At 62.1% G+C, this 18,254-nt stretch carries 29 protein-coding genes; all 29 read left to right on the top strand.

All coding sequences use genetic code 11. From position 1 onward, the window contains the following. The first annotated feature begins 8 nt into the window (after positions 1-8). The 29 genes from fusA (at position 9) to rplQ (ending at position 18,073) form a co-directional block, all read left to right on the top strand. On the top strand, positions 9-2,099 hold the full coding sequence (gene fusA / locus FJW03_RS09635; RefSeq protein WP_140767216.1) for an elongation factor G: 2,091 nt from the start codon (positions 9-11) through the stop codon (positions 2,097-2,099). A gap of 67 nt (positions 2,100-2,166) precedes the next feature. Then, positions 2,167-3,342 carry an elongation factor Tu gene (gene tuf / locus FJW03_RS09630; RefSeq protein ID WP_010909256.1) on the top strand — a complete coding sequence of 392 codons (1,176 nt, stop codon included), beginning with the start codon at positions 2,167-2,169 and terminating at the stop codon, positions 3,340-3,342. A 69-nt stretch (positions 3,343-3,411) separates the two neighbouring features. Beyond that, on the top strand, positions 3,412-3,720 hold the full coding sequence (gene rpsJ / locus FJW03_RS09625) for a 30S ribosomal protein S10 (RefSeq protein ID WP_006205468.1): 309 nt from the start codon (positions 3,412-3,414) through the stop codon (positions 3,718-3,720). A gap of 61 nt (positions 3,721-3,781) precedes the next feature. Then, a complete protein-coding gene (rplC, locus tag FJW03_RS09620; protein ID WP_140611522.1) occupies positions 3,782-4,495 on the top strand; it encodes a 50S ribosomal protein L3 in 714 nt (237 codons plus the stop codon). Then, the gene (gene rplD / locus FJW03_RS09615; protein WP_140766956.1) at positions 4,495-5,115 is read left to right on the top strand and encodes a 50S ribosomal protein L4; all 621 of its coding nucleotides are present in this window, start codon (positions 4,495-4,497) and stop codon (positions 5,113-5,115) included. The genes rplC and rplD overlap by 1 nt, the downstream gene beginning before the upstream one ends. Beyond that, positions 5,112-5,405 (top strand): 50S ribosomal protein L23, encoded by a 294-nt coding sequence (locus FJW03_RS09610; protein ID WP_006205465.1) that lies wholly within the window; start codon positions 5,112-5,114, stop codon positions 5,403-5,405. Before rplD ends, FJW03_RS09610 begins: the two co-directional genes overlap by 4 nt. 22 nt (positions 5,406-5,427) lie before the next feature. Continuing rightward, positions 5,428-6,261 (top strand): 50S ribosomal protein L2, encoded by an 834-nt coding sequence (rplB, locus tag FJW03_RS09605; protein ID WP_140697827.1) that lies wholly within the window; start codon positions 5,428-5,430, stop codon positions 6,259-6,261. 16 nt (positions 6,262-6,277) lie between these two features. After that, on the top strand, positions 6,278-6,556 hold the full coding sequence (gene rpsS, locus FJW03_RS09600) for a 30S ribosomal protein S19 (RefSeq protein WP_006205463.1): 279 nt from the start codon (positions 6,278-6,280) through the stop codon (positions 6,554-6,556). Between the two features lie 2 nt (positions 6,557-6,558). Next, complete coding sequence (rplV, locus tag FJW03_RS09595) at positions 6,559-6,948, top strand: 50S ribosomal protein L22 (protein ID WP_140611526.1); 390 nt, start codon at positions 6,559-6,561, stop codon at positions 6,946-6,948. After that, the gene (gene rpsC, locus FJW03_RS09590; RefSeq protein WP_140766957.1) at positions 6,948-7,673 is read left to right on the top strand and encodes a 30S ribosomal protein S3; all 726 of its coding nucleotides are present in this window, start codon (positions 6,948-6,950) and stop codon (positions 7,671-7,673) included. The genes rplV and rpsC overlap by 1 nt, the downstream gene beginning before the upstream one ends. A 27-nt stretch (positions 7,674-7,700) precedes the next feature. After that, positions 7,701-8,114, top strand: a complete 414-nt coding sequence (gene rplP / locus FJW03_RS09585; RefSeq protein ID WP_010909279.1) for a 50S ribosomal protein L16 — start codon at positions 7,701-7,703, stop codon at positions 8,112-8,114. A gap of 13 nt (positions 8,115-8,127) precedes the next feature. Further along, the gene (gene rpmC, locus FJW03_RS09580; RefSeq protein WP_006205459.1) at positions 8,128-8,328 is read left to right on the top strand and encodes a 50S ribosomal protein L29; all 201 of its coding nucleotides are present in this window, start codon (positions 8,128-8,130) and stop codon (positions 8,326-8,328) included. An 11-nt stretch (positions 8,329-8,339) separates the two neighbouring features. After that, complete coding sequence (rpsQ, locus tag FJW03_RS09575) at positions 8,340-8,579, top strand: 30S ribosomal protein S17 (RefSeq protein ID WP_010909280.1); 240 nt, start codon at positions 8,340-8,342, stop codon at positions 8,577-8,579. Positions 8,580-8,663: 84 nt separating this feature from the next. Further along, on the top strand, positions 8,664-9,032 hold the full coding sequence (rplN, locus tag FJW03_RS09570; RefSeq protein ID WP_006205457.1) for a 50S ribosomal protein L14: 369 nt from the start codon (positions 8,664-8,666) through the stop codon (positions 9,030-9,032). Between the two features lie 12 nt (positions 9,033-9,044). Then, on the top strand, positions 9,045-9,359 hold the full coding sequence (rplX, locus tag FJW03_RS09565; protein WP_140611529.1) for a 50S ribosomal protein L24: 315 nt from the start codon (positions 9,045-9,047) through the stop codon (positions 9,357-9,359). Continuing rightward, positions 9,352-9,930 carry a 50S ribosomal protein L5 gene (gene rplE, locus FJW03_RS09560; protein ID WP_140611531.1) on the top strand — a complete coding sequence of 193 codons (579 nt, stop codon included), beginning with the start codon at positions 9,352-9,354 and terminating at the stop codon, positions 9,928-9,930. Before rplX ends, rplE begins: the two co-directional genes overlap by 8 nt. 27 nt (positions 9,931-9,957) lie before the next feature. Next, entirely contained in the window at positions 9,958-10,263 is a 306-nt protein-coding gene (gene rpsN, locus FJW03_RS09555; RefSeq protein WP_010909282.1) for a 30S ribosomal protein S14, read from the top strand. A gap of 12 nt (positions 10,264-10,275) precedes the next feature. Beyond that, positions 10,276-10,674 carry a 30S ribosomal protein S8 gene (gene rpsH / locus FJW03_RS09550; RefSeq protein WP_006205453.1) on the top strand — a complete coding sequence of 133 codons (399 nt, stop codon included), beginning with the start codon at positions 10,276-10,278 and terminating at the stop codon, positions 10,672-10,674. A gap of 88 nt (positions 10,675-10,762) precedes the next feature. After that, positions 10,763-11,296: a 50S ribosomal protein L6 gene (gene rplF, locus FJW03_RS09545; RefSeq protein WP_140766958.1), complete on the top strand. Its 534-nt coding sequence runs from the start codon at positions 10,763-10,765 to the stop codon at positions 11,294-11,296. A gap of 141 nt (positions 11,297-11,437) precedes the next feature. Next, entirely contained in the window at positions 11,438-11,797 is a 360-nt protein-coding gene (gene rplR, locus FJW03_RS09540) for a 50S ribosomal protein L18 (RefSeq protein WP_140611533.1), read from the top strand. 80 nt (positions 11,798-11,877) lie between these two features. Then, positions 11,878-12,447, top strand: a complete 570-nt coding sequence (gene rpsE, locus FJW03_RS09535) for a 30S ribosomal protein S5 (RefSeq protein WP_027046810.1) — start codon at positions 11,878-11,880, stop codon at positions 12,445-12,447. A 24-nt stretch (positions 12,448-12,471) separates the two neighbouring features. After that, positions 12,472-12,669 carry a 50S ribosomal protein L30 gene (gene rpmD / locus FJW03_RS09530; protein ID WP_006205449.1) on the top strand — a complete coding sequence of 66 codons (198 nt, stop codon included), beginning with the start codon at positions 12,472-12,474 and terminating at the stop codon, positions 12,667-12,669. Positions 12,670-12,691: 22 nt separating this feature from the next. Beyond that, the gene (gene rplO / locus FJW03_RS09525) at positions 12,692-13,165 is read left to right on the top strand and encodes a 50S ribosomal protein L15 (RefSeq protein WP_095775807.1); all 474 of its coding nucleotides are present in this window, start codon (positions 12,692-12,694) and stop codon (positions 13,163-13,165) included. A 193-nt stretch (positions 13,166-13,358) separates the two neighbouring features. After that, a complete protein-coding gene (gene secY / locus FJW03_RS09520) occupies positions 13,359-14,699 on the top strand; it encodes a preprotein translocase subunit SecY (RefSeq protein ID WP_140611537.1) in 1,341 nt (446 codons plus the stop codon). Continuing rightward, positions 14,696-15,292: an adenylate kinase gene (locus FJW03_RS09515; protein ID WP_140611539.1), complete on the top strand. Its 597-nt coding sequence runs from the start codon at positions 14,696-14,698 to the stop codon at positions 15,290-15,292. The genes secY and FJW03_RS09515 overlap by 4 nt, the downstream gene beginning before the upstream one ends. A gap of 219 nt (positions 15,293-15,511) precedes the next feature. Further along, positions 15,512-15,880 carry a 30S ribosomal protein S13 gene (gene rpsM, locus FJW03_RS09510; protein ID WP_006205445.1) on the top strand — a complete coding sequence of 123 codons (369 nt, stop codon included), beginning with the start codon at positions 15,512-15,514 and terminating at the stop codon, positions 15,878-15,880. Between the two features lie 155 nt (positions 15,881-16,035). Next, positions 16,036-16,425: a 30S ribosomal protein S11 gene (gene rpsK, locus FJW03_RS09505; RefSeq protein ID WP_006205444.1), complete on the top strand. Its 390-nt coding sequence runs from the start codon at positions 16,036-16,038 to the stop codon at positions 16,423-16,425. Between the two features lie 101 nt (positions 16,426-16,526). Further along, a complete protein-coding gene (locus FJW03_RS09500; RefSeq protein WP_006205443.1) occupies positions 16,527-17,537 on the top strand; it encodes a DNA-directed RNA polymerase subunit alpha in 1,011 nt (336 codons plus the stop codon). Between the two features lie 104 nt (positions 17,538-17,641). Next, a complete protein-coding gene (gene rplQ, locus FJW03_RS09495) occupies positions 17,642-18,073 on the top strand; it encodes a 50S ribosomal protein L17 (RefSeq protein ID WP_140766959.1) in 432 nt (143 codons plus the stop codon). Positions 18,074-18,254: the final 181 nt, after the last annotated feature.

Here is an 18,254-nt window from a genome sequence, read left to right as displayed (position 1 = left end):
CAGCTACGATGGCCCGCGAATACAAAATCGAAGACTACCGCAATTTCGGTATCATGGCGCATATTGACGCCGGCAAGACGACGACCACCGAGCGCGTCCTCTATTACACGGGCAAGTCGCACAAGATCGGCGAAGTGCACGACGGCGCTGCGACCATGGACTGGATGGAGCAGGAGCAGGAACGCGGCATCACCATCACGTCCGCCGCGACCACGACCTTCTGGAAGGGCCGTGACGGCAAGATGCGCCGCTTCAACATCATCGACACTCCCGGACACGTCGACTTCACCATCGAGGTCGAGCGTTCGCTGCGCGTGCTCGACGGCGCCATCGCGCTGCTCGACGCCAACGCCGGTGTCGAGCCGCAGACGGAAACCGTCTGGCGTCAGGCCGACAAGTACCGCGTGCCGCGCATGATCTTCTGCAACAAGATGGACAAGATCGGCGCTGACTTCTACCGCTCGGTCGAGATGATCGGCTCGCGCCTCGGTGCGCAAGCTGTCGTCATGCAGCTGCCGATCGGCGCCGAGACCGAGTTCAAGGGCGTTGTCGACCTCGTCGAGATGAACGCGCTGGTCTGGCGCGACGAGACCCTGGGCGCTGCCTGGGACGTTGTCGAGATTCCGGCCGACCTCCAGGCTCGTGCCGAGGAATATCGCGAGAAGATGATCGAAGCCGCCGTCGAAATGGACGAGACGGCGCTCGAGAACTATCTCGAAGGCAAGATGCCGTCGAATGACGAGATCCGTTCGCTGATCCGCAAGGGGACGATCGCGGTCAAGTTCTTCCCGATGTTCTGCGGCTCGGCCTTCAAGAACAAGGGCGTGCAGCCGCTGCTCGACGCCGTCGTCGAGTACCTGCCGTCGCCGGCCGACGTACCCGCCATCAAGGGTGTCGATGCCAAGACCGATGCCGAGATCGAGCGTCATGCCGTCGACGACGAGCCGTTGTCGATGCTCGCCTTCAAGATCATGAACGACCCGTTCGTCGGTTCGCTGACCTTTGCCCGCATCTATTCGGGCAAGCTTTCGAAGGGCATCTCGGTCGACAACACCGTCAAGGGCAAGAAGGAGCGCATCGGCCGCATGCTGCAGATGCATGCGAATTCGCGCGCCGACGTCGAAGAAGCTTTCGCCGGCGACATCGTCGCCCTGGCGGGCCTCAAGGACACGACCACCGGCGACACGCTGTGCGATCCGCTGCATCCGGTCATCCTCGAGCGCATGGAATTCCCCGATCCGGTCATCCAGATTGCCATTGAGCCGAAGACCAAGAACGACCAGGAAAAGATGGGCCTCGCCCTGCATCGCCTGGCTGCCGAGGATCCGTCCTTCCGCGTCAAGACCGACGAGGAAAGCGGTCAGACCATCATCTCGGGCATGGGCGAACTGCACCTCGACATCATCGTCGACCGCATGCGTCGTGAGTTCAAGGTCGAGGCCAATGTCGGTGCGCCGCAGGTGGCCTATCGCGAGACGATCACCCGCAAGCACGAGCAGGACTACACCCACAAGAAGCAGACCGGCGGTACCGGTCAGTTCGCCCGCGTCAAGGTTCTGTTCGAGCCGAATTCGGAGAGCGAAGACTTCGTGTTCGAATCCAAGATCGTCGGCGGCGCGGTGCCGAAGGAATACATTCCGGGCGTCGAAAAGGGCATCCAGAGCGTCATGGGCGCGGGTCCGTTCGCAGGCTTCCCGATGATCGGCGTCCGGGCGACGCTGATCGACGGCGCCTACCACGATGTCGACTCTTCGGTCCTGGCTTTCGAAATCGCTTCCCGCGCCTGCTTCCGTGAAGCCGCACCCAAGCTTGGCGTGCAGCTGCTCGAGCCGATCATGAAGGTCGAGGTCGTGACGCCGGAAGATTACGTCGGCAGCGTCATTGGTGACCTGAACGGCCGCCGTGGCCAGATCCAGGGCCAGGAAGCACGTGGCGTGGCGGTGGTCATCAATGCGATGGTGCCGCTCGCCAATATGTTCAAGTACGTCGACAACCTGCGCTCGATGAGCCAGGGCCGCGCGGCCTACACGATGCAGTTCGACCACTACGAGCCGGTCCCGACTGCAGTCGCCCAGGAAGTCCAGAAGAAATACGCGTAACTCGAAAGAGCTGCCGCGATAACGCAATTCAAAGCCCGCATGGGCGAGCAGGAAATGGAGACATCACATGGCAAAAGGTAAATTCGAGCGCACTAAGCCTCATGTGAACATCGGCACGATTGGTCACGTTGACCATGGCAAGACGTCGCTGACGGCGGCGATCACGAAGTATTTTGGCGAATACAAGCGCTACGACCAGATCGATGCGGCGCCGGAAGAGAAGGCGCGCGGCATCACGATCTCGACGGCTCACGTCGAATACGAGACGGCCAACCGCCACTATGCGCACGTCGACTGCCCCGGCCACGCCGACTATGTGAAGAACATGATCACCGGTGCGGCGCAGATGGACGGCGCGATCCTGGTGGTGTCGGCCGCCGACGGCCCGATGCCGCAGACCCGCGAGCACATCCTGCTCGCCCGCCAGGTCGGCGTGCCGTCGATCGTGGTGTTTTTGAATAAGGTCGACCAGGTCGATGACGCCGAGCTGCTGGAGCTGGTCGAGCTCGAGGTGCGCGAGCTGCTGTCGAAGAACGAATTCCCCGGCGACGACATTCCGATCGTCAAGGGTTCGGCCTTGGCCGCGCTCGAGGATTCGAACAAGACGATCGGCGAGGACGCGATCCGCGAGCTGATGGCTCAGGTCGACGCCTACATCCCGACGCCGGTCCGTCCGCTCGACAAGCCGTTCCTGATGCCGATCGAGGACGTGTTCTCGATCTCGGGCCGCGGCACGGTCGTCACCGGCCGCGTCGAGCGCGGCGTGGTCAAGGTCGGCGAGGAACTCGAAATCATCGGCATCCGTCCGACGACCAAGACGACCTGCACGGGCGTCGAGATGTTCCGCAAGCTGCTCGACCAGGGCCAGGCCGGCGACAACATCGGCGCGCTGCTGCGCGGCGTTGACCGTGAAGGCGTCGAGCGCGGCCAGGTTCTGGCCAAGCCCGGCACGGTGAAGCCGCACAAGAAGTTCGTGGCCGAAGCCTACATCCTGACCAAGGACGAGGGTGGCCGTCACACGCCGTTCTTCACCAACTACCGTCCGCAGTTCTACTTCCGCACGACCGACGTGACCGGCATCGTGTCGCTGCCGGCCGGCACCGAGATGGTGATGCCCGGCGACAACATCACGGTCGATGTCGAGCTGATCGTGCCGATCGCCATGGAAGAGAAGCTGCGCTTCGCCATCCGTGAAGGCGGCCGCACCGTCGGTGCCGGCATCGTCGTCACCATCAAAGAATAATTTGGACTTAAACCGATCTGTCGCGGGCGCGGTAGTTGCCCGCGCCGCGCCAGAACAAGGAAGTGACGCATGAACGGACAGAATATCCGCATCCGCCTGAAGGCGTTTGACCACCGGGTGCTCGACGCCTCGACGCGCGAAATCGTGTCGACGGCCAAGCGCACCGGCGCCAACGTCCGCGGCCCCATTCCGCTGCCGACGCGGATCGAAAAATTCACGGTGAACCGGTCGCCCCACGTCGACAAGAAGAGCCGCGAGCAGTTCGAGATGCGCACGCACAAGCGTCTGCTCGACATCGTCGATCCGACCCCGCAGACCGTCGATGCTTTGATGAAGCTCGATCTGGCCGCCGGCGTCGACGTCGAGATCAAGCTCTAAGGGAACGAGAGCGCGGTAAGGGGCGGTGCCCCTGGCCCGGAACTCTAAAGGAATTGAACCGATGCGTTCAGGTGTGATTGCAAAGAAGGTGGGAATGACCCGCATCTATAACGATGCCGGGGAACATGTTCCCGTCACCGTTCTCCAGATGGAGAACTGCCAGGTCGTGGCACAGCGCACGCAGGAGAAGAATGGCTACACCGCCGTTCAGCTCGGCGTTGGCCTTGCCAAGGTGAAGAACACGTCGAAGGCGATGCGCGGCCATTTCGCGACCGCTTCCGTCGAGCCGAAGGCGAAGCTCGCCGAGTTCCGCGTCTCCGCCGACAACATGATCGATGTCGGCGCCGAGATCACGGTCGAGCACTTTGTCGCCGGCCAGAAGGTCGACGTCACCGGCACGACGATCGGCAAGGGTTTTCAGGGCGTCATCAAGCGTCACCACATGGGTGGTGGCCGCGCGACCCACGGTAACTCGGTCTCGCACCGTACGCACGGCTCGACCGGCCAGCGCCAGGACCCCGGCAAGGTGTTCAAGGGCAAGAAGATGGCCGGCCACATGGGCGACACCCGCGTCACCACGCAGAACGTCGAGATCGTTTCGACCGATGCTGATCGCGGCCTGATCCTGATCCGCGGCGCGGTTCCCGGCACCAAGGGTGCCTGGATCCTGGTTCGCGACGCTGCCAAGGTTGCGCTTCCGGCCAATGCGCCGAAGCCTGCCGCGATCCGCGTCGCCACGAAGAATGAGGCTCCGGCCACAGAGGGAGCGGAATAATGGATCTCAAGATCACAACGCTTGGCGGCAAGGACGCCGGCAAGGTGGAACTCTCCGAGGAGATTTTCGGCCTTGATCCGCGCGAGGACATCCTGCAGCGCGTCGTGCGCTGGCAGCTTGCCAAGAAGCAGCAGGGCACGCACAAGGCCAAGGGTCGCGCCGAAATCGCGCGCACCGGCGCCAAGATGTACAAGCAGAAGGGTACGGGCCGCGCCCGTCACCACTCCGCACGCGCTCCGCAGTTCCGCGGCGGCGGCAAGGCCCACGGCCCGGTCGTTCGCAGCCACGAGCACGATTTGCCGAAGAAGGTTCGCGCGCTTGGCCTCAAGCACGCCCTCTCGGCCAAGGCCAAGAGCGCTTCGATCATCGTCATCGACGAGCTGAAGCTGACCGAGGCCAAGACCAAGGCACTGGTCGCGAATTTCGCGACGCTGGGCCTGACCAGCGCCCTGGTGATTGGTGGCGCCGAGCTTGACCAGAACTTCAAGCTGGCCGCGACCAACATCCCCAACATCGACGTGCTGCCCATCCAGGGCATCAACGTCTACGACATTCTGCGCCGCGGCACGCTGGTCCTTTCGAAGGCCGCCGTCGAGGCTCTCGAGGAGCGCTTTAAATGACCGACCTTCGTCACTACGACGTGATCGTCAGCCCGGCGATCACCGAAAAGTCGACCATGGCTTCCGAGCAGAACCAGGTCGTCTTCAACGTCGCCAAGAAGGCGTCGAAGCCGGAAATCAAGGCCGCCGTCGAAGCGCTGTTCGGCGTCAAGGTGATGGCCGTGAACACGCTTGTCCGCAAGGGCAAGATCAAGCGCTTCCGCGGCACGATCGGCCGCCAGAGCGACGTCAAGAAGGCGGTTGTGACGCTGGCCGACGGCCAGTCGATCGACGTCGCGACGGGTCTCTGAGCAAGGCCGCGAGGACAAGAACATGGCACTGAAAAAATTCAACCCGGTAACGCCGAGCACCCGCCAGCTGGTCATCGTCGACCGCTCGGGCCTCTACAAGGGCAAACCCGTCAAGGGTCTGACCGAAGGCCTGACCAAGTCGGGCGGCCGCAACAACTACGGCCGCATCACCGCCCGTTTCATCGGTGGTGGTCACAAGCGTTCGTACCGCATCATCGACTTCAAGCGCCGCAAGTTCGACGTCGTCGGCACGGTCGAGCGCATTGAATACGATCCGAACCGCACCGCCTTCATCGCACTGATCAAGTATGACGATGGCGAGCTGTCCTACATCATCGCCCCGCAGCGCCTTGCCGCCGGCGACAAGATCGTGGCTGGCGAAGCGGTCGACGTGAAGCCGGGCAATGCGATGCCGTTAGCCGCGATGCCGGTCGGCACGATCGTCCACAACATCGAGCTGAAGCCGGGCAAGGGTGGCCAGGTTGCCCGTTCGGCTGGCGGTTACGCCCAGCTCGTCGGCCGCGACCAGGGCATGGCGATCCTGCGCCTCAACTCGGGCGAGCAGCGTGTCGTTCACGGCTCCTGCATGGCCACCGTCGGTGCCGTGTCGAACCCCGACCACGGCAACATCAACGACGGCAAGGCCGGTCGCACGGTTTGGCGCGGCAAGCGTCCGCACAATCGCGGCGTGACCATGAACCCGGTTGACCACCCGCACGGCGGCGGCGAAGGCCGCACCTCCGGTGGTCGCCATCCGGTTTCCCCGTGGGGCAAGCCGACCAAGGGCAAGAAGACGCGGTCCAACAAGGCGACCGACAAGTTCATCCTGCGCTCGCGCCATCAGCGCAAGAGCTAAGAAGAGGTAACGCCAAGTGACTCGTTCTATTTGGAAAGGCCCCTTCATCGACGGCTACCTTCTCAAGAAGGTGGACAAGGTTCGTGAAGGTGGTCGCAATGAGGTGATCAAGATGTGGAGCCGTCGCTCCACCATCCTGCCGCAGTTCGTCGGCTTCACCTTCGGTGTCTACAACGGCCAGAAGCATGTTCCCGTCTCCGTGAACGAGGACATGGTCGGCCACAAGTTCGGTGAATTCGCTCCGACGCGGACCTACTACGGTCACGGCGCGGATAAGAAGGCGAAGAGGAAATAATCATGGGCAAGGCCAAAGCTCCGCGCAGTCTTGCTGACAACGAAGCGCGCGCCGTTCTGCGCACGATCCGTATCAGCCCGCAGAAGCTGAACCTGGTTGCCGCGCTGATCCGCGGCAAGAAGGTCGCGACAGCGCTTTCCGACCTGGAATTCTCGGCCAAGCGGATTTCCGGCACGGTCAAGAAGACCTTGGAGTCGGCGATCGCCAACGCGGAAAACAACCACGACCTCGACGTCGATGCGCTGATCGTGGCGGAAGCCTATGTCGGCAAGTCGATCGTCATGAAGCGGTTCCACGCTCGTGGCCGCGGTCGCGCCAGCCGTATCGAGAAGCCGTTCTCGCACCTCACGATCGTCGTTCGTGAAGTCGAAGAAAAAGGGGAGGCCGCATAATGGGCCAGAAAGTCAATCCGATCGGTCTTCGCCTCGGCATCAACCGCACCTGGGATTCGCGCTGGTTCGCGAACACCGGCGAGTACGGCAAGCTGCTGCATGAGGACATCAAGATCCGCAAGTATCTTGAGAAGGAACTCAAGCAGGCCGCGATCTCGAAAGTCGTGATCGAGCGCCCGCACAAGAAGTGCCGCGTCACCATCCATGCCGCGCGCCCGGGTCTGATCATCGGCAAGAAGGGCGCCGACATCGAAAAGCTTCGCAAGAAGCTGATGGAGATGACGAAGTCCGAAACGCACCTCAACATCGTCGAGGTGCGCAAGCCGGAAATCGACGCGACCCTGGTCGCCCAGTCGATCGCCCAGCAGCTCGAGCGCCGCATCGCGTTCCGCCGCGCCATGAAGCGCGCCGTGCAGTCGGCGATGCGTCTCGGTGCCGAAGGCATCCGCATCAACTGCTCGGGCCGTCTCGGCGGCGCCGAAATCGCGCGCATGGAATGGTACCGCGAAGGCCGCGTGCCGCTGCACACGCTGCGCGCCGATGTCGACTACGGCACGGCCGAGGCGAATACGGCTTACGGCATCTGCGGCGTCAAGGTCTGGGTGTTCAAGGGCGAGATCCTCGAGCACGACCCGATGGCTTCGGAGCGTCGCGCCACCGAGGGTGATCATTCGCATGGCGGTGGTGGCGAGCGCGAACGCGGTCGTCGTCGCGAGAACGCCTGAGACATTTAGGAATTTGGAGTTAGAACGATGCTGCAGCCAAAGCGCACAAAGTTCCGCAAGCAGTTCAAGGGCCGCATCCATGGTACCGCAAAGGGCGGCACCAACCTGGATTTCGGTGGTTTCGGGCTGAAGGCGCTTGAGCCGAACCGCGTCACCGCGCGTGAGATCGAGGCGGCCCGCCGCGCGATCACTCGCGAAATGAAGCGTGCTGGCCGCGTCTGGATCCGTATTTTCCCGGATCTGCCGGTCACGTCGAAGCCGACCGAAGTCCGCATGGGCAAGGGCAAGGGCGCGGTCGACTATTGGGCGGCGCGCGTCAAGCCGGGCCGCATCATGTTCGAGATCGACGGCGTCAGTGAAGAAACCGCCCGTGAGGCGCTGCGTCTCGGCGCGGCCAAGCTCTCGGTCAGGACGCGCTTCGTACAGCGCATCGCAGAATAAGGACGGGCTGATCATGAAAGCCGAAGACATCCGGACCAAGACCCAGGACCAGCTGACCGACGACCTAGCCAGCCTGAAGAAGGAGCAGTTCAACCTGCGCTTCCAGAAGGCCACCGGCCAGCTCGAGAAGACCGCGCGCGTGAGGCAGGTCCGCAAGGACATTGCGCGTATCAAGACCATCGCTGCGGAAAAGTCCGCGGCCAAGAAGGCTTAAGGACGAAAACCATGCCAAAGCGCATTCTGCAGGGCACCGTCGTCAGCGACAAGAACGAGAAGACGGTTGTCGTCAAGGTCGAACGGCGCTTCACGCATCCCGTGATGAAGAAGACCGTGCGCATGACCAAGAAGTACAAGGCGCACGACGAGAACAACGCCCATAAGGTTGGTGATCAGGTGTTCATCCAGGAATCGAAGCCGATTTCCAAGGACAAGCGCTGGATCGTCGTGTCTTCGGACCAAGCCTGACCTCTGGGCGTAAACAACGAATTTTGGACAGACCGGGGAGGGGCTTCGAGCCCGTCCCGTTAGAAAAGAAGAAGGCGGCCAGTCATGATTCAGATGCAAACAAACCTCGACGTCGCGGATAATTCCGGCGCGCGTCGTGTCATGTGCATCAAGGTGCTGGGCGGCTCGAAGCGGAAATACGCTTCCGTGGGCGACATCATCGTGGTGTCGATCAAGGAAGCCATTCCGCGCGGCCGCGTTAAGAAGGGCGATGTGATGAAGGCGGTCGTGGTTCGCACGGCCAAGGACATCCGCCGCCCGGACGGCAGCGTGATCCGTTTCGACAAGAACGCGGCCGTTCTCGTCGACAACAAGAAAGAGCCGATCGGCACGCGTATCTTCGGACCGGTTCCGCGCGAACTCCGCGCCAAGAACCACATGAAGATCATCTCGCTCGCGCCTGAAGTGCTGTAAGGAGCCGGACCAATGCAAAAGATCAGAAAAGGCGACAAGGTCGTCGTGCTTGCCGGTAAGGACAAGGGCCGTTCGGGCGAAGTCCTCTCGGTTCAGCCGAAGGATGACACCGCGCTGGTGCGCGGCGTCAACATGATCCGTCGTCACCAGAAGCAGACCCAGTCCCAAGAGGGCGGGATCATCACCAAGGAAGCGCCGATCAATCTGTCGAACATCGCGCTGGCCGACCCCAAGGATGGCAAGCCGACCCGCGTTGGTTTCACCTTCCAGAAGGACGGCAAGAAAGTGCGCGTCGCCAAGCGCTCGGGAGAAGTCATCAATGGCTAAGTCTCAAACCAAGCAGGCGACTGCCGCCAACACGCCGCGCCTGAAGCAGGTCTACAACGAGACCATCCGCAAGGCGCTGCAGGAGCAGTTCGGCTACGACAACGACATGCAGGTTCCGCGCCTCGACAAGATCGTGCTGAACATGGGCGTCGGCGAAGCGACCGCCGATTCCAAGAAGCCTTCGGTCGCGGCCGAAGACCTGGCAATGATCGCCGGCCAGAAGGCCGTCGTCACCCGCGCCCGCAATTCCATCGCTGGCTTCAAGGTCCGCGAGAACATGCCGATCGGCGCCAAGGTCACGCTGCGCAAGGAACGTATGTACGAGTTCCTCGACCGCCTCGTGAACATCGCGCTGCCGCGCGTCCGCGACTTCCGCGGACTGAACCCCAAGAGCTTCGATGGCCGTGGCAACTACGCCATGGGCATCAAGGAGCACATCGTGTTCCCGGAGATCAACTACGACAAGGTCGATCAGATCTGGGGCATGGACGTCATCGTTTGTACGACTGCGAAGACGGACGACGAAGCCAGGGCATTGCTCAAGGCCTTCAACTTCCCCTTCCGCCAGTAACGGCAGCGAGAAAAGGAAAAATCTGAAATGGCAAAGACCAGCTCAGTCGAGAAGAACAACAGGCGCCGCAAGCTTGCCGACCAGTACGGTCCCAAGCGCGCTGCGCTGAAGGCGATCATCATGGATCAGTCCAAGCCGATGGAGGAGCGCTTCCGCGCTCAGCTCAAGCTTGCTGCCCTGCCGCGCAACTCGGCCAAGATCCGCATCCGCAACCGCTGCGAAGTCACCGGCCGTCCGCGTGCCTACTATCGCAAGCTCAAAGTATCGCGCATCGCGCTTCGTGATCTCGGCAATAACGGCCAGATCCCGGGCCTGGTCAAGTCGAGCTGGTAAGGAGGACATAACATGTCATTGAGCGATCCTCTCGGCGATATGCTGACCCGCATCCGCAACGCCTACGGCCGCAAGAAGTCGAGTGTCTCGACCCCGGCCTCGCGTCTGCGCACCCGCGTCCTCGACGTGCTGAAGGCTGAAGGCTATATCCGCGACTACAGCCAGACCGACTTCGACAACGGCAAGTCCGAAATCGAAATCGAGCTGAAGTATTTCGACGGTGCGCCGGTCGTGCGCGAAATCGCCCGCGTCTCGAAGCCGGGCCGCCGCGTTTACGTCTCGGCCAAGTCGATCCCGCACGTCGCCAACGGCCTCGGCATCGCCATCCTTTCGACACCGAAGGGCGTGATGGCCGACCACGAAGCACGCGAACAGAACGTCGGTGGCGAGATCCTCTGCCAGATCTTCTGATCTGGCAGCTGACCGCAAAGTGGAATCCGGTCTTCGGATCGTTCCGAAGACAGAGACCTGAAACAAGAGAAGTGACGAGGACAACAAAATGTCTCGTATTGGAAAGAAACCCGTTTCGCTGCCGCAGGGCGTGACCGCGACCGTCAACGGCCAGACCGTGACGGCGAAGGGCCCCAAGGGCGAGCTGAAGTTCGTGGTGAACGACGAAGTCCTGGTCAGGATGGAAGGCAGCGAGATCGCTGTTCAGCCGCGCGACCAGACCAAGACCGCCCGCTCCAAGTGGGGCATGTCGCGCACGCAGATCGTCAACATTCTGCATGGCGTCAAGGACGGCTTCGAAAAGAAGCTCGAGATCACCGGCGTCGGCTATCGCGCCGCCATGCAGGGCAAGAACCTGCAGCTCGCCCTTGGCTTCAGCCACGACGTCGTCTATGAGACGCCGGCTGGTGTCACGATCACCGTGCCGAAGCCGACGGAAATCACCGTGACCGGCATCGACAAGCAGCAGGTCGGCCAGGTCGCCGCGGAGATCCGCGAGTACCGTGGTCCCGAGCCTTACAAGGGCAAGGGTGTCCGCTACGCTGGCGAGAAGATCGTCCGCAAGGAAGGCAAGAAGAAGTAGTGGGCTTGGCCCCCGAAAAGTTGCAGACTTTTCGGAAAAGACCAAGCCAAAGAAGTGTAACGCCGCGGGGAGCGGTCGCGGGAGGCGGTTTCGCTTACCGCATATGGCGGCCCCCGATTTTTGAAGGCAAGGAAGACCATTATGGGTAGCAAGGAAGCCACACAGCGCCGCGCGCAGCGCGTTCGCCGTCAGATCAGGAAAGTCGCCGGCGAGCGTCCGCGTCTGTCGGTTCACCGCACGTCGAAGAATATCTACGTGCAGGTCATCGACGACGCCAAGGGCCACACCATCGCCGCTGCCTCGACGCTGGAGAAGGATCTCAAGGGTTCGCTCAAGACCGGGGCCGATACCGCTGCCGCCGCCGCGATCGGCAAACTGATCGCCGAGCGCGCCACCAAGGCCGGCGTCAAGGAAGTCGTCTTCGACCGTGGCCCGTATATCTATCACGGCCGCGTCAAGGCGCTGGCCGAAGCTGCTCGCGAAGGCGGCCTGAGCTTCTGAAATGACTTTCACCGTCGGCGACCCAAAGCGGCGCCGGCAATCAGCAACCCGTGCTTCCGGAAAAGAACAAGGAACAGGATATGGCACAGGAACGTAGGGAAGGCGGCCGCGGCCGCGAGCGTGAACGCGAAGAGCGTGACGACGGCATGGTGGACAAGCTGGTCCACATCAACCGCGTCGCCAAGGTCGTCAAGGGTGGCCGCCGCTTCGGCTTCGCCGCACTTGTCGTCGTCGGCGACCAGAAGGGCCGCGTCGGCTTCGGTCATGGCAAGGCGCGCGAAGTGCCGGAAGCGATCCGCAAGGCAACCGAGTCGGCAAAGCGCGACATGATCTTCGTGCCGCTGCGCTCGGGCCGCACGCTGCACCACGACGTCGAGGGACGTTGGGGCGCCGGACGCGTGCTGTTGCGCGCCGCCAAGCAGGGTACCGGCATCATCGCAGGCGGCCCGATGCGCGCCGTCTTCGAGACGCTCGGCATGCATGACGTGGTCGCCAAGTCGATGGGTTCGTCGAACCCGTACAACATGGTTCGCGCCACTTTCGACGCGCTGAAGAGCCAGATGCATCCCAAGGATGTGGCTGCCGCGCGCGGCATCAAGTATTCGACCCTTCAGGCCCGCCGCGGCACCGCCGTTGCGGCTGAAGAATAGTCGATCTGACCAGGGATTTTGACCATGGCCAAGAAAGCAACCAAGACCATCACCGTTGAGCAGATCGGTTCGCCGATCCGCCGTCCGAAGGAACAGCGCGCGACGCTGGTCGGCCTCGGCCTCAACAAGATGCACAAGCAGCGCACGCTGGAAGATACGCCTTCCGTGCGCGGCATGATCGCTGCCGTCCAGCATCTCGTCCGCGTCGTGGACGAGGGCTGAGCCAAAGCGCAGGAGAAGTAAGATGAAACTCAACGATCTGCGTGACAAGGACGGCGCGACGCATTCCAAGAAGCGTCTCGGCCGGGGCATCGGTTCCGGTTCGGGTAAGACCGCCGGTCGCGGCGTCAAGGGCCAGAAGGCGCGCTCCGGCGTCGCCGTCAACGGCTTCGAGGGTGGTCAGATGCCGCTTTATCGGCGCCTGCCGAAGCGTGGCTTCAACAACATCTTCGCCAAGAGCTTCGTTGTCGTCTCGCTGGCCCGCATCCAGGAAGCCGTCGATGCCAAGAAGCTTGATGCCAAGGCAACCGTGACGGCCGAGGCGCTTGTCGCCGCCGGTGTCATCCGCCGCGTCAAGGACGGCGTGCGCGTGCTGTCGGATGGCGAACTCAAAGCCAAGCTGGCCTTCGACGTCGCCGGTGCCTCCAAGGCCGCGATCGAAAAGATCGAGAAGGCCGGCGGTTCGGTCAAGTTGCCCGAAAAGGCAGCTGCCGAGTAACGGCAATTTGAAGCGCGATCGGCAAGAGTGGGATTTGTTTTTACTCACGATTGCGCTTTGATCTGCTCAATTAGGCGGCCGCGTCAACGCGGCCGCTTGCATGTTTACAGCCCGGAGCTTATCTCGTGAGCTTCGGTGAAACGCGCCGCCTGACCTCACGGGCCATCAAGCGTTACCAAGCGGAGAATCAGGTATGGCTTCGGCTGCTGAACAACTAGCCTCGAATCTGAATTTCTCGGCCTTCGCCAAGGCGGAGGATCTGAAGAAACGCATCTGGTTCACCATCGGCGCGTTGCTCGTCTATCGCCTCGGCACCTACATCCCGCTTCCCGGTATCAATCCAGACGCTTTCGCCCATGCCTTCTCCTCGCAGAGCAAGGGCGTGCTTGGCATGTTCAACATGTTCGCCGGCGGTGCCGTGCAGCGCATGGCGATCTTTGCGCTCGGCATCATGCCCTACATCTCCGCCTCCATCATCATGCAGCTGATGACGTCGGTCATCCCATCGCTGGAAGCGCTGAAAAAAGAAGGCGAACAGGGCCGCAAGGTCATCAACCAGTACACGCGCTACGGCACCGTGCTGCTCGCGCTGGTGCAGGCCTACGGCATTTCGGTGGGCCTGGAGAACGGCAATGGCATCGTCAGCGATCCCGGCATGTTCTTCCGCATCTCGACCGTCGTCACGCTGGTCGGCGGCACCATGTTCCTGATGTGGCTTGGTGAGCAGATCACCGCGCGCGGCATCGGCAACGGCATTTCGCTGATCATCTTCTCAGGCATCGTCGCCGGCCTGCCACATGCCATTTCCGGCACGCTGGAACTCGGTCGCACCGGTGCCCTGTCGACCGGCCTGATCCTGGCGATCATCGTTCTGGCCATCGTCGTCATCGCGCTCATCGTGTTCTTCGAGCGCGCCCAGCGTCGCCTGCTGATCCAGTACCCGAAGCGTCAGGTCGGCAACCGCATGTTCCAGGGCGACACCTCGCATTTGCCGCTCAAGCTCAACACGTCTGGCGTCATTCCGCCAATCTTCGCTTCGTCGCTGCTCTTGCTGCCGGCCACCATCGCCGGCTTCTCGCAGACGACCAACATGCCGGCCTGGGCGAGCACCATCCTGGCCTCGCTTGGCCACGGCCAGCCGCTCTACATGGCATTCTATGCGGCGATGATCGTGTTCTTCGCCTTCTTCTACACCGCGATTGTCTTCAACCCGAAGGACACCGCCGACCAGCTCAAGAAGCATTCGGGCTTCATCCCGGGCTATCGTCCGGGCGAGCGCACCGCCGATTATATCGATTACGTTCTCACCCGCATCACCGTCGTCGGCGCCATCTATCTGGTGCTGGTGTGCCTGCTGCCGGAGTTCCTGATCTCGGCGACTGGCGTACCATTCTACCTTGGTGGCACATCGCTTCTGATCGTGGTCAGTGTCACGCTCGATACGGTTGCGCAGATTCAGGGTCACCTGATCGCGCACCAGTATGAAGGCCTGATCAAGAAGTCGAAGCTGCGCGGGGGGAAGAAAGCCAGATGAGGTTGATTTTGCTTGGGCCGCCAGGGGCGGGCAAGGGGACACAAGCACAAAGACTGGTAGAAAAACACGGCATACCCCAGCTTTCGACGGGAGACATGCTGCGTGCCGCCGTGCAGGCCGGTACCGAAGTCGGTAAGCGTGCCAAGGCGGTGATGGATGCCGGTGAACTGGTGTCCGACGCCATCGTCAACGCCATCGTTGCCGAGCGAATCGACCAGGCCGACTGCGCCAAGGGATTCATCCTCGACGGTTACCCGCGCACGCTGGTGCAAGCCGATGCGGTTGAATCGATGCTTTCGGAGCGTGGCATCGGCCTGGACACGGTCATCGAGCTGGTTGTCGACGACAGGGCCTTGGTCGGCCGCATCGTCAAGCGCGCCGAAGATGCAAAGGCCGCCGGCCAGCCAGTGCGCAAGGATGACAACCCCGCGGTGTTCGAAGAGCGTCTGCGGGAGTACTACAAGAAGACCGCTCCGCTGACGGGCTACTACTACGCCAAAGGTAAGCTCAAGACTGTCGATGGCATGGCCAGCATGGACGCGGTAACCGCCGAGATAGAAACCGTGCTCGCGGCCGCCGCGAAGGCGCGGTAAGGGAATTCAAAGATTAAGCTTGACGGGAGCGGCCCGCTGCGGTATGGCGGCCCGTCTTCCTATCAGGCGTGAACTTTGCTTGTCCGCAAGGGCAAGGCGGTTGCTTTGAACTGGAAACACCCGCAAGGGCCGGCCTCCACCGGACGCGGGGCAATTTGGACAGCGTCGGACCTGCCTTGTTTTTGAAGGTTGGCCGGCCCATATGGAGAAGAGAAGAATATGGCTCGTATAGCCGGCGTCAACATTCCGACCAACAAGCGCGTCGTCATCGCGCTTCAGTACATTCACGGCATTGGCAAGAAGTTCGCCCAGGAGATCGTCGACAAGGTCGGCATCCCGGCCGAGCGCCGCGTCAATCAGCTGACCGACGCGGAAGTGCTGCAGATCCGCGAAACCATCGACCGCGACTATCAGGTCGAGGGCGACCTGCGCCGCGAAGTGTCGATGAACATCAAGCGGCTGATGGACCTCGGCTGCTACCGCGGCCTGCGTCACCGCCGCTCGCTGCCGGTTCGCGGCCAGCGCACGCACACCAATGCGCGTACCCGCAAGGGCCCGGCCAAGTCGATCGCCGGCAAGAAGAAGTAATCAGGGGAAGGGAATAGGGCAGTAAGGCAGTAGGGAATGGTCCGCGGATCGGGCAATCAATTTCCCTACTGCCTTACTGCCCTATTCCCCTACTCCCTTACGAAGGTGGAGCCGCTGGCATTACGGCGGTGTAGAGATCAACTGAAAGGACTATCATGGCCAAGGAAGCCGCTCGTGTTCGCCGTCGCGAACGCAAGAATATCTCGTCGGGCGTTGCCCACGTCAATTCGACCTTCAACAATACGATGATCACCATCACCGACGCGCAGGGCAATTCGATTGCTTGGTCGTCGGCCGGTGCCCAGGGCTTCAAGGGTTCGCGCAAGTCGACCCCGTTCGCGGCCCAGATGGCCGCCGAGGACGTCGCCAAGAAGGCCCAGGAGCACGGCATGCGCATGCTCGAAGTCGAGGTCTGCGGACCTGGCTCCGGTCGTGAATCGGCCCTGCGCGCCCTGCAGGCGGCCGGCTTCACCATCACGTCGATCCGTGATGTGACGCCGATCCCGCACAATGGCTGCCGCCCGCGCAAGAAGCGCCGCGTCTAACAGTATCGAACGCCGCGCGAACGCTCACAAAGCGTTCCTCCGCGGCATTCCAGGTCGCCCGCCACGATTGGATGGTGGCGGGTCAACGGAAGGAAAGCATCATGATCCAGAAAAATTGGCAGGAACTGATCAAGCCGAACAAGATCGAGTTCTCGTCGAAGAAGAAGACGCTGACCACGCTGGTCGCCGAGCCGCTCGAGCGGGGCTTCGGCCTCACCCTCGGCAACGCGCTGCGCCGCGTGCTCCTGTCTTCGCTGCGCGGTGCGGCTGTCACCGCCGTGCAGATCGACGGCGTTCTGCATGAATTCTCGTCCATCGCCGGCGTGCGCGAGGACGTGACCGACATCGTCCTCAACATCAAGGAAATCGCCATCCGCATGGAAGGCGATGGCCCCAAGCGCATGGTCGTGCGCAAGCAGGGACCGGGTGCGGTTCTCGCCGGCGACATCCAGACGGTTGGCGATGTCGAGATTCTCAACCCCGATCACGTCATCTGCACGCTGGACGAAGGCGCTGAGATCCGCATGGAGTTCACCGTCGACACCGGCAAGGGCTACGTGCCGGCCGAGCGCAACCGCGCCGAGGACGCGCCGATCGGCCTGATCCCGGTCGACAGCCTCTATTCGCCGGTCAAGAAGGTCTCCTACAAGGTCGAGAACACCCGCGAGGGCCAGGTTCTCGATTATGACAAGCTGACCATGACCATCGAGACCGACGGTTCGATCTCGGGCGAGGATGCGGTGGCCTTCGCCGCCCGCATCCTGCAGGACCAGTTGGGCCTGTTCGTCAACTTCGACGAGCCGCAGAAGGAAGTCGCGGCGGAAGCCGTCACCGAGCTCGCCTTCAACCCGGCGCTGCTCAAGAAGGTCGACGAACTGGAGCTTTCGGTGCGTTCGGCCAACTGTCTGAAGAACGACAACATCGTCTACATCGGCGATCTCATCCAGAAGACCGAAGCCGAGATGCTGCGCACCCCGAACTTCGGCCGCAAGTCGCTGAACGAGATCAAGGAAGTCTTGGCGGCGATGGGCCTGCACCTCGGCATGGAAGTGCCGGACTGGCCGCCGGAAAACATCGAAGACCTCGCCAAGCGTTACGAAGATCAATATTGAGCATGAATTCCAAGGATCGGCGGCGTAAGCCGCTCGATCCGACGGTCATGCGGAAAACCATCAGAGGCCGTGGCCTCTTGAACAACTGAAGAAGGAAAAGAGCTATGCGCCACGGTTTCAAAGGCCGCCGCTTCGCCCGCAGCATCAGCCACCGCAAGTCGATGTTTGCCAATCTCGCCGTGTCGCTGCTCGAACACGAGCAGATCGTCACCACCCTGCCGAAGGCGAAGGACCTGCGTCCGATCGTCGAGAAGCTGGTGACGCTCGGCAAGCGCGGCGACTTGCATGCCCGCCGTCAGGTGATCGCCCAGATCGGTAATGAAGGCGTCGTCAAGCGCCTGTTCGACATCATCGCCCCGCGCTACGCCACCCGCAACGGCGGCTACCTGCGCATCATGAAGGCGGGCTTCCGTCACGGCGACAATGCCGCGATGGCCGTCATCGAGTTCGTCGATCGCGACACCTCGGCCAAGGGCGCCGGCGACCGCGCCCGCATCGAGGCCGAAGGCGCCAATGAGGAAGCCGCGGCCGCGTAAGGCGTAGTCTTTGCGAAGTGAATTGAAGGGGCCCCGCAGGCCCCTTTTTTCATATCTGGTGCTCGCCAAAGCCTCCCATAATGGTCCGCTGGCGCGAAAATAATCGGATTTCAGCAGCTTAGCCTTTCATTTTGCACAATCGTCGGGACAATGCGCCCGAACTTGCCTTGGAGGATTCGCG

Origin of the sequence: Mesorhizobium sp. B4-1-4 (assembly GCF_006439395.2) — a bacterium.
In the GTDB taxonomy this organism is placed as follows: Bacteria; Pseudomonadota; Alphaproteobacteria; order Rhizobiales; family Rhizobiaceae; genus Mesorhizobium.
The sequence above is the reverse complement of the archived record's forward strand: the minus strand, read 5'-3'. Positions and strand labels throughout refer to the sequence as shown.

Excerpts from the sequence above, each read along its gene's own strand:
- fusA (WP_140767216.1), top strand. The coding sequence starts at position 9 with ATGGCCCGCGAATACAAAATCGAAGACTACCGCAATTTCGGTATCATG.
- tuf (WP_010909256.1), top strand. The coding sequence starts at position 2,167 with ATGGCAAAAGGTAAATTCGAGCGCACTAAGCCTCATGTGAACATCGGC.
- rpsJ (WP_006205468.1), top strand. The coding sequence starts at position 3,412 with ATGAACGGACAGAATATCCGCATCCGCCTGAAGGCGTTTGACCACCGG.
- rplC (WP_140611522.1), top strand. The coding sequence starts at position 3,782 with ATGCGTTCAGGTGTGATTGCAAAGAAGGTGGGAATGACCCGCATCTAT.
- rplD (WP_140766956.1), top strand. The coding sequence starts at position 4,495 with ATGGATCTCAAGATCACAACGCTTGGCGGCAAGGACGCCGGCAAGGTG.
- FJW03_RS09610 (WP_006205465.1), top strand. The coding sequence starts at position 5,112 with ATGACCGACCTTCGTCACTACGACGTGATCGTCAGCCCGGCGATCACC.
- rplB (WP_140697827.1), top strand. The coding sequence starts at position 5,428 with ATGGCACTGAAAAAATTCAACCCGGTAACGCCGAGCACCCGCCAGCTG.
- rplV (WP_140611526.1), top strand. The coding sequence starts at position 6,559 with ATGGGCAAGGCCAAAGCTCCGCGCAGTCTTGCTGACAACGAAGCGCGC.
- rpsC (WP_140766957.1), top strand. The coding sequence starts at position 6,948 with ATGGGCCAGAAAGTCAATCCGATCGGTCTTCGCCTCGGCATCAACCGC.
- rplP (WP_010909279.1), top strand. The coding sequence starts at position 7,701 with ATGCTGCAGCCAAAGCGCACAAAGTTCCGCAAGCAGTTCAAGGGCCGC.
- rpmC (WP_006205459.1), top strand. The coding sequence starts at position 8,128 with ATGAAAGCCGAAGACATCCGGACCAAGACCCAGGACCAGCTGACCGAC.
- rpsQ (WP_010909280.1), top strand. The coding sequence starts at position 8,340 with ATGCCAAAGCGCATTCTGCAGGGCACCGTCGTCAGCGACAAGAACGAG.
- rplN (WP_006205457.1), top strand. The coding sequence starts at position 8,664 with ATGATTCAGATGCAAACAAACCTCGACGTCGCGGATAATTCCGGCGCG.
- rplX (WP_140611529.1), top strand. The coding sequence starts at position 9,045 with ATGCAAAAGATCAGAAAAGGCGACAAGGTCGTCGTGCTTGCCGGTAAG.
- rplE (WP_140611531.1), top strand. The coding sequence starts at position 9,352 with ATGGCTAAGTCTCAAACCAAGCAGGCGACTGCCGCCAACACGCCGCGC.
- rpsN (WP_010909282.1), top strand. The coding sequence starts at position 9,958 with ATGGCAAAGACCAGCTCAGTCGAGAAGAACAACAGGCGCCGCAAGCTT.
- rpsH (WP_006205453.1), top strand. The coding sequence starts at position 10,276 with ATGTCATTGAGCGATCCTCTCGGCGATATGCTGACCCGCATCCGCAAC.
- rplF (WP_140766958.1), top strand. The coding sequence starts at position 10,763 with ATGTCTCGTATTGGAAAGAAACCCGTTTCGCTGCCGCAGGGCGTGACC.
- rplR (WP_140611533.1), top strand. The coding sequence starts at position 11,438 with ATGGGTAGCAAGGAAGCCACACAGCGCCGCGCGCAGCGCGTTCGCCGT.
- rpsE (WP_027046810.1), top strand. The coding sequence starts at position 11,878 with ATGGCACAGGAACGTAGGGAAGGCGGCCGCGGCCGCGAGCGTGAACGC.
- rpmD (WP_006205449.1), top strand. The coding sequence starts at position 12,472 with ATGGCCAAGAAAGCAACCAAGACCATCACCGTTGAGCAGATCGGTTCG.
- rplO (WP_095775807.1), top strand. The coding sequence starts at position 12,692 with ATGAAACTCAACGATCTGCGTGACAAGGACGGCGCGACGCATTCCAAG.
- secY (WP_140611537.1), top strand. The coding sequence starts at position 13,359 with ATGGCTTCGGCTGCTGAACAACTAGCCTCGAATCTGAATTTCTCGGCC.
- FJW03_RS09515 (WP_140611539.1), top strand. The coding sequence starts at position 14,696 with ATGAGGTTGATTTTGCTTGGGCCGCCAGGGGCGGGCAAGGGGACACAA.
- rpsM (WP_006205445.1), top strand. The coding sequence starts at position 15,512 with ATGGCTCGTATAGCCGGCGTCAACATTCCGACCAACAAGCGCGTCGTC.
- rpsK (WP_006205444.1), top strand. The coding sequence starts at position 16,036 with ATGGCCAAGGAAGCCGCTCGTGTTCGCCGTCGCGAACGCAAGAATATC.
- FJW03_RS09500 (WP_006205443.1), top strand. The coding sequence starts at position 16,527 with ATGATCCAGAAAAATTGGCAGGAACTGATCAAGCCGAACAAGATCGAG.
- rplQ (WP_140766959.1), top strand. The coding sequence starts at position 17,642 with ATGCGCCACGGTTTCAAAGGCCGCCGCTTCGCCCGCAGCATCAGCCAC.